This is a genomic window from Leptothrix sp. (in: b-proteobacteria) (assembly GCF_965250675.1).
Taxonomy (GTDB): Bacteria; Pseudomonadota; Gammaproteobacteria; order Burkholderiales; family Burkholderiaceae_C; genus Sphaerotilus.
The window spans coordinates 269956-280199 of sequence record NZ_CBDFPH010000002.1; the positions used below are offsets into that span (position 1 = coordinate 269956).

Here is a 10244-nt window from a genome sequence, read left to right on the forward strand (position 1 = left end):
CCGGACGCCGCTGCAGGGTCACCTCCGGCGGCGTCCGGCCCGCACGAATCGCTTCCGCTAAACTGCGGGCCGCCGCGCAACTGGCGTTCAAGGCCAGCCGCAAGGGCTGACCGAGGTGGGCAACCACCGTGGAGCGCGGCCGCCGTGAACCCGTTGTTCACGGTCGATTCCCGCCGTGCGCCTGGGCAACCCTGATTCGACTGCTGCTGTGGCCTGCGCTGCAGCCGGCCGAATCGCATGGGTCCCGCAAACCCTCGACAGGACTGCCGCAACATGTTTAATCGCGCCACCCAGACTCTGGCCGCCATCGATCCCGAAGTCACCGCCGCCATCGACGCTGAAGTCCAGCGCCAGGAAGAGCACATCGAGCTGATCGCCAGCGAGAACTACACCTCGCCCGCCGTCATGGCCGCGCAGGGCTCGCAGCTCACCAACAAGTACGCCGAAGGCTATCCGGGCAAGCGCTACTACGGCGGCTGCGAATATGTCGACGTGGTCGAGCAACTCGCCATCGACCGCGCCAAGCAGCTGTTCGGCGCCGAAAACGCCAACGTCCAGCCCAACTCAGGCTCGCAAGCCAACCAGGCCGTGTTCTTCGGCCTGCTTCAGCCCGGCGACACCATCATGGGCCTGAGCCTGGCCGAAGGCGGCCACCTCACGCACGGCATGCCGCTCAACATGTCGGGCAAGTGGTTCAAGGTCGTGTCCTACGGCCTCGACGCCAACGAAGACATCGATTACGACGCCATGGAGCGTCTCGCTCACGAGCACAAGCCCAAGCTGATCATCGCCGGCGCCTCGGCCTTCGCGCTGCGCATCGACTTCGAGCGCTTCGCCAAGGTCGCCAAGGACGTCGGCGCCTACTTCATGGTCGACATGGCCCACTACGCCGGCCTGATCGCTGCAGGCGTCTACCCCAACCCGGTGCCGTTCGCCGACGTGGTCACCACCACCACGCACAAGACGCTGCGCGGCCCGCGCGGCGGCCTGATCCTGATGAAGGACGCCGTCGCCAAGCAGATCAACTCGGCCATCTTCCCCGGCATCCAGGGCGGTCCGCTGATGCACGTCATCGCCGGTAAGGCCGTGGCGTTCAAGGAAGCGCTGCAACCCGAGTTCAAGGCCTACCAGGAGCAGGTGGTCAAAAACGCTGCCGCCATGGCCGACACGCTGACCGCCCGCGGCCTGCGCATCGTCTCCGGCCGCACCGAAAGCCACGTGATGCTGGTCGACCTGCGCCCGAAGAACCTGACCGGCAAGGAAGCCGAGGCGCTGCTGGGCCGTGCCCACATGACCTGCAACAAGAACGGCATCCCGAACGATCCGCAGAAGCCGATGGTCACCAGCGGCATCCGCCTGGGCTCGCCGGCCATGACGACGCGTGGCTTCAAGGAAGAACAGGCTGTGCTGACCGCCAACCTGATCGCCGACGTGCTCGAAGCGCCGAACGACGAAGCCGTGCTGACCCGCGTGCGTGAGCAGGTCGCCGCGCTCACGCGCGACTTCCCGGTCTACCGCTGAATGCCGGCCCTGGCAGACGGCGACCTGCGCTGAAACCCTCCGTCCATGCGCTGTCCCTTCTGCAGTCACGCTGAAACCGCCGTCGTCGAGACCCGCGAGTCCGACGAGGGCGACGCCGTGCGCCGTCGCCGCCGCTGTAGCGGTTGCGACAAGCGCTTCACGACCTACGAGCGGGCCGAACTGGCCATGCCGGTGGTCGTGAAGAAAAACGGCGATCGCTGCGAGTTCCAGCGCGGCAAGCTGCGCGCCTCCATGACGCTGGCGCTGCGCAAACGCAACGTCAGCGTCGACCTGATCGACGCGGCCATCGGCCACATCGAAGAGCAGCTCTTCACCAGCGGCGCCAGCGAGGTCACCACCTCGCGCATCGGCGAGCTGGTGATGCGCGAACTCAAGCAACTCGACAAGGTCGCCTACGTGCGCTTCGCCTCGGTCTACCGCGAGTTCGAAGACGTCGAAGCCTTCAGCCAGCTGATCAAGGAAATCTGAGCGCCCGCTCGGATCAGTCCACCGTTCGACACCCCCATCATGGGGAGACGTAAAACGCGCATCGCTTCCTAGACTGCACACCACCCGGTTGCAGTTCAGGAGCCCGCAGTGTCGCGTTGTTCTGTTCATCCCCCGCCTGAGACACCCCCCGCCGCCGGCTACACGCTGGTCGAGCTGATGGTGGTGATTGCCCTGCTGGCGCTGCTGCTGACCCTCAGCCTGCCGTCATGGCAGAACTTCGTGATGCGGCGCCAGCTCGATGGTCTCTCCACGCGCCTGCAAGCCGATCTGCACCTGCTGCGCAGCGCCACTGTGGCGCGCAACCAGCCGCTGCGCCTGAGTTTTTTCAGCAGCAGCACCGGCAGCTGCTACCTGATCCACACCGGCAGCGCGGCCGATTGCCGCTGCGAGATCGACGCCACCGGCAGCGCCCTGCCCCAATGCGACGCCGACACCGAACTGCTGCGCAGCCAGGGCGTGGCCGACGCCCGCTGGCGGCTGCGGGCCAACGTGGCGTCCATGGCCGTCGACCCGCGCCACGGCACCTTCAGCCCGACGGGCAGCATCGAGCTGGTGCACAGCAGCGGCCTGAGCCTACGCCACGTCGTCAACATCCTGGGCCGCACCCGGCTGTGCACGCCGGCGGCGGCGCTCAGCGGCATTGCCACATGTTGAGCGCGCGCGGCTTCACCGTGATCGAGTTGCTGATCGTCATGGCCATCGCCGCACTGCTGGCCAGCGTTGCCCTGCCGGCCTATCAGCAGCAACTGCGCAAGATGCGCCGCACCGACGCCTTCGCCGCACTGGTGCAGATCCAGCAGGCGCAGGAACGCCGCCGCAGCCAGCAACCCACCTACACCGCCACGCTGGGCAGCAGCGGACTGGGTCTGGCCCCGCGCAGCAGCGCCGGCCACTACAGCCTGAGCATCAGCACACCCGAAGGGCGGGAAACCACCGACCACCTCGCTCTGGCCGAAGCCACCGGCACCCAGGCCACCGATGCCGATTGCCGCGTTCTGGCGCTGGTCACGCAAGGCGGCGTGCTGCAGCAACGCTCAGGCACCAACACCACGCTCGGCAACGACGCCGCCGCCGACCGCCGTTGCTGGAACCGATGATGTTGATTGCGCGGCCGCTGCAGCCCATCACCCATGGCCTGGGCCTGATCGAGATCCTGGTCAGTATCGCCATCGGTCTGTTTCTGGTCGCCAGTGGCGCCACGCTGGTGCTCAACCAGCTGGCCGAACAGCGCCGCCTGCTGCTCGAATCACGCCTGAACCAGGACCTGCGTGCCGTGGCCGATCTGATCACACGCGACCTCAAACGCGCCGGCTACTGGGGCGCGGCGCAAAACGGCGTCTGGCGTGGCGATGACACTGCGCCGGCCGCCAACCCTTACGTCGGTGTCCATCCGACCGTCGGCGCTGCCACCCTGCTCGGCTACGCCTACAGCCGCGACACCACCGAGGACGACACCGTCGCCAGCCAGGAGCGTTTCGGCCTGCGCCTGAACGCCAACACCCAGGCGCTGGAATTGCGGCTGGGCGGCGCGGCCATCACCCCCGCCAGCGGCGACCAGTGGCAGGCGCTCACCGACCCGAGCCTGACGCGCATCACCCGCTGGGCAGTGCAGACGCAGACACGCACCGTCGACCTGCTCGCGTACTGCGCCAACCCGGCCTGCGCTGCAGGCGCGAGCGCAGCAAGCTGCCCACCCCGGCTGCTGCAGCGCACGGTCAGCATCGAGCTTGACGCCACCGACAGCCGCGATGCCAACGTGCGCTTCAGCCTGCGCAGCCGCCTCAACCTGCGCAACGACGAATTGCAGGGCGCATGCCCCGCCACGGGCGCCTGACATGCCCGCGCCAACCCACCCACCACGCGGCGCCGGCAGCCTGCCGGTGCTGCTGATCTGGCTGACCGCGCTGACCTTGCTGCTGCTCTACAGCCATCAGGCGCTGCTGTTCGAGCAACGCAGCGTCGCCCACCAATTGCGCGCCGCGCAAGCCATGGCGGCAGCAGAAGCCGGCCACGCCTGGGCCGTGGCCCAACTACAGCGCGGCGGAGGCGTCGATGCGCAGTGCGAGCCCGTCTCAGCCAGCACCGGAGCCTCGACCAGCCTGCGCGAACGCCTGCTGCAAACCACCCCCACCGCCGCCGGCTGCGCGCTGCAGGACGATCGCTGGGCGTGCGCCTGTCCCGCCACTGGCGCGGCCACACTCGCAGCGGCCAACGATGGCGTGCAGCACCCCGCCTTCATCGTCCAGCTTGAACCGTTGCCTGACGCTGCTGCACCGAGCGGCGCGGTGCGCGTGCATGTCACCGGCTGCAACCATATCGGCCTGGGCTGCGGCGGCAGCGCTCGGGCCGATGCACAGCAGCGGCTGCATACGCTGCTTGCCCCGCTGGGCGGCTTGCTGCACCTGCCTGAAGCCGCGCTCACTGCGCTGGGCTCCATCAGCCTGGGCGCCAGCCCCATGCTGGCCAACCCTGACGGTGCGGAAGGCGGCTGGACAGCTCGGGCCGGCGGCACGATCAGTAGCCCGCCCGGCGCACGTCTGCTCGGCCCGCCGGGGCGACCCGGCACCACCACCGTGCTCGCCAACGATCCAGCCCTCAACGCCGCCGACCCCGACGGCAGCTTCTGGCGACGCCATTTCGGCAGCAGCGCCAGCCTGCTGCGCGCGCAACCCCAGGTCACGCAGATGGCCTGCACCGCTTGCTCAGCCGCTGACGTGGAACCTTGGCTCGCAGCCGGACACACCACGCTCTGGCTGACCGGCGCGCTCACCCTGAGCGGCAGCGTGCACTGGGGCAGCGCCGAGCGGCCGATCCTGCTGATCGTCGACGGCACGCTGACCGGCCAGGCCGAAGCGCAGATTCACGGCCTCGTCATCGCCGGCCAGGTGCAATGGCCCGGCAGCCTGCGGGCGCAATTGCGTGGCGCGCTGGTCAGCCTGGGCCATGCACAGTTGAGCGGCGCGCTGGAAGTCGTCCACGACCGCCCGCTGCTGGAGCGCCTGAGCCGCCTGACCGGCGCGCTGGTACCGGTGCCCGGCAGCTGGCAGGATTTCGACCACCGTGACGCGCCATGAAGTACCGCGCCCAGGGCTGCGGCCTGGCCTTGATCGAGGTGCTGATCAGCTTCGCCGTGCTCGCGCTGGGCCTGACGGCGTTGCTGCGGCTGCAGACCGGCTTGCGCCTGTCAGCCGACCTGTCGCGCCAGCGTTCCGTGGCGCTGCACCTGGTGCAGGACGACACCGAGGCACTGCGTGCATACAGCCGCCTGGACACCGCCACCGGCAATGGCCCGGCGTGGAGCGACATCACCTCAACCACCCTGGCCTTGACGCCTGCGGGCAACGCGGCCTACACGCTGCAGCGGCAGGTACAGACCGCGCCGCGCCTGAAACACATCACCACCACGCTGAATTGGGCCGACCGCACCGGCGCGGCGCAGGTGCTGCAGTTCGACACGCTGATCGCCGCTGCCGACCCCGCGCTCTCGGGTGCACTGCTGCTGCAGCGCAAGACGGGGCGCCCGACAACCGCCGCCAACCGCCATGCGCTGGTTCCCATCAGCGCGCAGTCGCTGGGTGACGGGCGCAGCGCCTTCAAGCCGCAAACGCAGGACACGCTGACGTGGCTGTTCGATGAACGTACGGGCCAGGTGATCGCGCGCTGCGACAGTGCAACCGGTTTGGCCAACAGCCAGATCAACGTCGGCAACCTGGGCAACTGCCGAGCCATCGTCGGCCTGCTGATCACCGGAAGAGTGCGCTTTGCCACCGACAACGCCCTGCCTGGCCGCATGGAGGCCGAGCAACCCCTCAGCCCGGTCATGAATCTGGACCTGCACCTGCAACTCAGCGGCACCGGCTATCCCGCCACACCAGGCTGGGAATGCCGTGACGACAGCGTGGAGGCACTGGCCGGCGATGCGCCGTCCATCAAATACTTCTGCGTCGTTCAAGGCGCCGGTCTGCCACCACGCTGGTCGGGCCGGCTGGACGTGCTGCCCATCGGCTGGGCGATTGCCGGCACCGGCAGCGCCTACCGCATCTGCCGCTACAGCGCCGACCACGACCGCAACGGCCGCATCGACAACCCCGAGCATCCGGCGGTCTACAGCCAAGTTGCCACCGCTTTAGGCGACCAGAATTTTCTGGTCGTGCGCGCGGCGGCCGCCTGCCCGATGGACAGCGGCGTCGCCAGCGCCGACCTGAGCGGCGGCCTCAACAGCAACTGGATCGACGACAGCACCATGCCGCACCAGCCCTGAGGCGCCGCACAATCAGCGCCCGACACCACTGAGACGCCTTCAACGCCATGCCCGACTCCGCCTACCCGCCCGGCTGCAATGCCGCCGACGCCGCTTTCATGGACCAGGCGCTGGCGCTGGCCGAGCAGGGCTTCGGCCTGACCGAGCCCAATCCGCGCGTCGGTTGCGTCATCACCAGCGCCAGCGGTCAGGTGCTGGGCACCGGCCACACCCAGCAGGCCGGTGGCCCGCACGGCGAGGTGATGGCCATGCGCATGGCGCGGGCCGCGGGCCATGACCTGCGCGGCGCCACCGCCTACGTCACGCTCGAACCCTGCGCCCACCACGGCCGCACGCCGCCGTGTGCCGATGCGCTGATCGACGCCGGCCTGGCGCGGGTGGTGGCCGCCGTGACCGATCCGTTTCCGCAGGTCGCCGGCCAGGGGCTGGCCCGGCTGGCCGCTGCGGGTCTGCGGGTCGAGCTGGGCTTGCGGGCCGAGGCGGCGCAGGAAATCAACATCGGCTTCTTCTCGCGCGTGCTGCGCCAGCGGCCCTGGGTGCGCCTGAAGGTGGCGGCCAGCCTGGACGGCCACACCGCGCTGCTCAACGGCGTGAGCCAATGGATCACCGCCGAGCCGGCCCGGGCCGACGGCCACGCCTGGCGCCGCCGCGCCAGCGCGGTGCTGACCGGCATCGGCACCGTGCGCGAAGACGATCCGCGTCTGGACGTGCGGCTGGTCACCACCGCGCATCAGCCACTGCGCGTGGTGGTCGATGCGCGGCTGGACACCCCGCCCACCGCCCGCCTGCTGGCGCCACCCGGCCAAGTGCTGATCTACACCAGCGCCGATGCGGCCCAGCAAGCGGCTTGGCTGGCGCAGGTTCAGGCGCAGGCCTCGGCGGGCGGGCCGCAGGTCGAATGCGTCGCCATGCCCGGCGGGCCGGCGGGCAAGGTCGACTTGGCAGCGATGCTGACCGACTTGGCCCGGCGCGGCGTCAACGAACTGCACGTCGAGGCCGGCGAGCGGCTCAACGGCTCGCTGGTACGCGAGGGCCTGGTCGACGAGTTCCTGATCTATCTGGCGCCCAAGCTGCTCGGCCTGGGCCGCGAGATGCTGAACTGGGGTCCGCTCACCGCGCTGGACCAGGCGCTGGAGCTGGAGCTGGGCGAGGTCGACCGCGTCGGGCGCGATCTGCGCGTGCTGGCGCAACCGCTCGGCCGGCGTGCGCTGTGGCTGCCCGCCTACAATCCGAAGCATGGCGATCTCCCCAATTCCTGAACTCGTGGCCGAAATGGCCGCCGGCCGCATGGTCATCCTCGTGGACGAGGAAGACCGCGAAAACGAAGGCGATCTGGTCCTGGCGGCGGACATGGTCACGCCCGAGGCCATCAACTTCATGGCCAAGTGGGGCCGCGGCCTGATCTGCCTGACGCTGACGCGCGAGCGCTGCGAGCACCTCAAGCTGCCGCCGATGGCCACGCGCAACGGCACCAAGCACGGCACCGCGTTCACGGTGTCGATCGAGGCGACCACCGGCGTCACCACCGGCATCTCGGCCGCCGACCGCGCCCGCACCGTGCAGGTGGCCGTGGCCCGCGAGAGCACGGCCGCCGATCTGGTCCAGCCGGGCCACATCTTCCCGCTGCAGGCGCAAGACGGTGGCGTGCTGATGCGCGCCGGCCACACCGAAGCCGGCTGCGACCTGGCGCGCATGGCCGGTCTGTCGGCCACGTCGGTGATCTGCGAGATCATGAACGATGACGGCACGATGGCCCGCCTGCCTGAGCTGGAGGTGTTTGCCGAGCAGCACGGCCTGAAGATCGGCACCATCGCCGACCTGATCACCTACCGCAGCCGCAACGAGACGCTGGTCGAGCGCCTGTCGCAGCAGCAGCTGGTCACGCCCTGGGGCGAGTTCGAGTGCCGCACCTTCCGCGACCGCACCGGCCAGATCCACCTGGCGCTGAGCCTCGGCCAGTGGCAGCCTGAGGATGAAATTCTCGTGCGCGTGCACGAACCGCTGTCGGTGCTGGACCTGCTGGATGCCGGCACCGCGCGCCACTCCTGGTCACTGCCCAACGCGCTGACCACGCTGCAGCAGAGCGGCAGGGGCGTAGCGGTGCTGCTCAACGCCGGCCATGACGCCGAAGCGCTGCTGGCGCAGATCAAGCCTGAGGGCTTCGAGCCGCAGCGCGCCACCAACGACCTGCGCACCTACGGCGTGGGCGCGCAGATCCTGCGCGACCTGGGCGTGCGCCGCATGAAGCTGCTGAGCAACCGCCGCCGCATGCCCAGCATGACGGGCTACGGTCTGGAAGTGACCGGCTTCCTGTCGACCACCGACTGATTTCCCACCCACCAAGGACACCCACATGCAAGGCGCAGACAAAGGCGTGGCTGCAGAACTGCTCGGGGAAGACCTGCGCATCGCCATCGTGCAGGCGCGCTTCAACGCCGCGATCACCGAAAAGCTGGCCGAGGCGTGCGTCACCGAGTTGCAGGCGCTGGGCGTGGTGCCCAAGCACATCAAGCACCTGACCGTGCCCGGCGCACTGGAAGTGCCGCTGGCGCTGCAGGCGCTGGCCGAGAGCAAGGACTACGACGCGCTGATTGCGCTGGGTTGCATCATCCGCGGTGAAACCTACCACTTCGAACTGGTCGCCAATGAAAGCGGTGCGGCTGTGACGCGCGTGTCGCTCGATCACGGCGTGCCGATTGCCAATGCCATCCTCACGGTCGAGAACGAGGCGCAGGCCTGGGCTCGCGCCGAAGAAAAAGGCCGTGACGCTGCACGCGTGGCGGTCGAGATGGCCAACCTCCTGGAAGACCTCAGTTGAACGAATCCCAAAACAAGCCCGCCGCCCGCCCGCAACGCAGTGGCGCGTCCGGTGCGCCGCGTCCCAAGTCGGCACGTCGGCGCTCGCGCGAACTGGCGCTGCAAGGCCTGTATCAGTGGCAGCTCAGCCATGACGACATCGGCGTGGTCAACGCCCACATGCGCGAGCAGGACGACTACGGCAAGTGCGACAGCGCCCACTTCGACGCGCTGCTGCAGGGCTGCATCGAGCAGGTCACCTCGCTCGACGCCATGCTGACGCCACACCTGGACCGCAAGCTCGCCGAGCTGTCGCCCATCGAGCACGGCGTGCTGCTGATCGGTGCCTACGAGTTGCAGCACTGTCTGGACGTGCCCTACCGCGTGGCCATCAACGAGGCGGTGGAACTCGCCAAGTCGTTCGGTGGCACCGACGGCCACAAGTACGTCAACGGCGTGCTCGACAAGGCTGCAGGCGACCTGCGCCCGGTCGAGGTGGCCGCCCAGCGCCAGCAGCGCTCGGTCTGAAACCCCAGTTGAACGCGAGCCCGATCCAGTTCTGGTGGCCGGTACGGGTCTACTGGGAAGACACCGACGCCGGCGGCGTGGTGTTCTACGCCAACTACCTGAAGTTCTTCGAGCGCGCGCGCACCGAATGGCTGCGCAGCCTGGGCCACTCGCAGGAACGCCTGCGGCTGGAGACCGGCGCGATGTTCGTCGTCACCCATACTGAAGTGGCCTACCGCCAGCCGGCCCGCCTGGATGATGAGTTGCGTGTCAGCGTGCAGGTGCTGCAGTCCGGGCCGGCCAGCATGACGGTCGCCCAGCAGGCCTGGCGCGCCGGGACGCTGCTGGCCGAAGGCCGCATCCGCATCGGCTGCGTCGACGCCCAGACCCTGCGGCCCCGCCGCATTCCCAAACCCTTGACCGACACCCTAACGACCCCATGAATCAGGACCTCAATATCCTGCACCTGATCGCCCAGGCGAGCTTTGTCGTGCAACTCGTGATGGCCATCCTGATGATGGTCTCGCTGGCCAGCTGGGCCGCCATCTTCGGCAAGCTGATCGGCCTGCGCAAGGTGCGCGCCGGCAACGACGATTTCGAACGCGAGTTCTGGTCCGGCCGCAACGTGCAGGAGCTGTTCGCGCAGAGC

12 protein-coding genes, 1 pseudogene and 1 riboswitch are annotated in these 10244 nt (G+C 68.9%); all 13 genes and pseudogenes read left to right on the top strand.

Translation table 11 applies throughout. From position 1 onward, the window contains the following. Positions 1–66: 66 nt before the first annotated feature. A riboswitch (ZMP/ZTP riboswitch) is annotated at positions 67–194 on the top strand. Between the two features lie 79 nt (positions 195–273). Then, positions 274–1521: a serine hydroxymethyltransferase gene (gene glyA / locus AC5IG3_RS05350; protein WP_491905269.1), complete on the top strand. Its 1248-nt coding sequence runs from the start codon at positions 274–276 to the stop codon at positions 1519–1521. Between the two features lie 45 nt (positions 1522–1566). Further along, positions 1567–2010 (top strand): transcriptional regulator NrdR, encoded by a 444-nt coding sequence (gene nrdR, locus AC5IG3_RS05355; protein ID WP_491905270.1) that lies wholly within the window; start codon positions 1567–1569, stop codon positions 2008–2010. A 108-nt stretch (positions 2011–2118) separates the two neighbouring features. After that, positions 2119–2685, top strand: coding sequence for a GspH/FimT family pseudopilin (locus tag AC5IG3_RS05360; RefSeq protein ID WP_491905271.1), 567 nt, complete (start codon positions 2119–2121; stop codon positions 2683–2685). Then, complete coding sequence (locus AC5IG3_RS05365; RefSeq protein ID WP_491905272.1) at positions 2679–3128, top strand: type IV pilin protein; 450 nt, start codon at positions 2679–2681, stop codon at positions 3126–3128. The genes AC5IG3_RS05360 and AC5IG3_RS05365 overlap by 7 nt, the downstream gene beginning before the upstream one ends. Beyond that, positions 3128–3865, top strand: coding sequence for a PilW family protein (locus AC5IG3_RS05370; RefSeq protein ID WP_491905273.1), 738 nt, complete (start codon positions 3128–3130; stop codon positions 3863–3865). Before AC5IG3_RS05365 ends, AC5IG3_RS05370 begins: the two co-directional genes overlap by 1 nt. A 1-nt stretch (position 3866) precedes the next feature. Continuing rightward, a complete protein-coding gene (locus tag AC5IG3_RS05375; RefSeq protein WP_491905274.1) occupies positions 3867–5105 on the top strand; it encodes a hypothetical protein in 1239 nt (412 codons plus the stop codon). Next, complete coding sequence (locus tag AC5IG3_RS05380; protein ID WP_491905275.1) at positions 5102–6292, top strand: type IV pilus modification PilV family protein; 1191 nt, start codon at positions 5102–5104, stop codon at positions 6290–6292. The genes AC5IG3_RS05375 and AC5IG3_RS05380 overlap by 4 nt, the downstream gene beginning before the upstream one ends. Before the next feature lie 47 nt (positions 6293–6339). Then, positions 6340–7551, top strand: a complete 1212-nt coding sequence (ribD, locus tag AC5IG3_RS05385; RefSeq protein WP_491905276.1) for a bifunctional diaminohydroxyphosphoribosylaminopyrimidine deaminase/5-amino-6-(5-phosphoribosylamino)uracil reductase RibD — start codon at positions 6340–6342, stop codon at positions 7549–7551. Next, complete coding sequence (gene ribBA, locus AC5IG3_RS05390) at positions 7529–8620, top strand: bifunctional 3,4-dihydroxy-2-butanone-4-phosphate synthase/GTP cyclohydrolase II (protein WP_491905277.1); 1092 nt, start codon at positions 7529–7531, stop codon at positions 8618–8620. The genes ribD and ribBA overlap by 23 nt, the downstream gene beginning before the upstream one ends. A gap of 25 nt (positions 8621–8645) precedes the next feature. Beyond that, positions 8646–9110 (top strand): 6,7-dimethyl-8-ribityllumazine synthase, encoded by a 465-nt coding sequence (gene ribH, locus AC5IG3_RS05395; RefSeq protein ID WP_491905278.1) that lies wholly within the window; start codon positions 8646–8648, stop codon positions 9108–9110. Then, positions 9107–9616, top strand: coding sequence for a transcription antitermination factor NusB (gene nusB / locus AC5IG3_RS05400; RefSeq protein WP_491905279.1), 510 nt, complete (start codon positions 9107–9109; stop codon positions 9614–9616). Before ribH ends, nusB begins: the two co-directional genes overlap by 4 nt. Positions 9617–9624: 8 nt before the next feature. After that, on the top strand, positions 9625–10038 hold the full coding sequence (gene ybgC, locus AC5IG3_RS05405) for a tol-pal system-associated acyl-CoA thioesterase (RefSeq protein ID WP_491905280.1): 414 nt from the start codon (positions 9625–9627) through the stop codon (positions 10036–10038). Then, positions 10035–10244: pseudogene (locus tag AC5IG3_RS05410) on the top strand (protein TolQ); the annotation flags it as partial. The gene ybgC and the pseudogene AC5IG3_RS05410, both read left to right, overlap by 4 nt.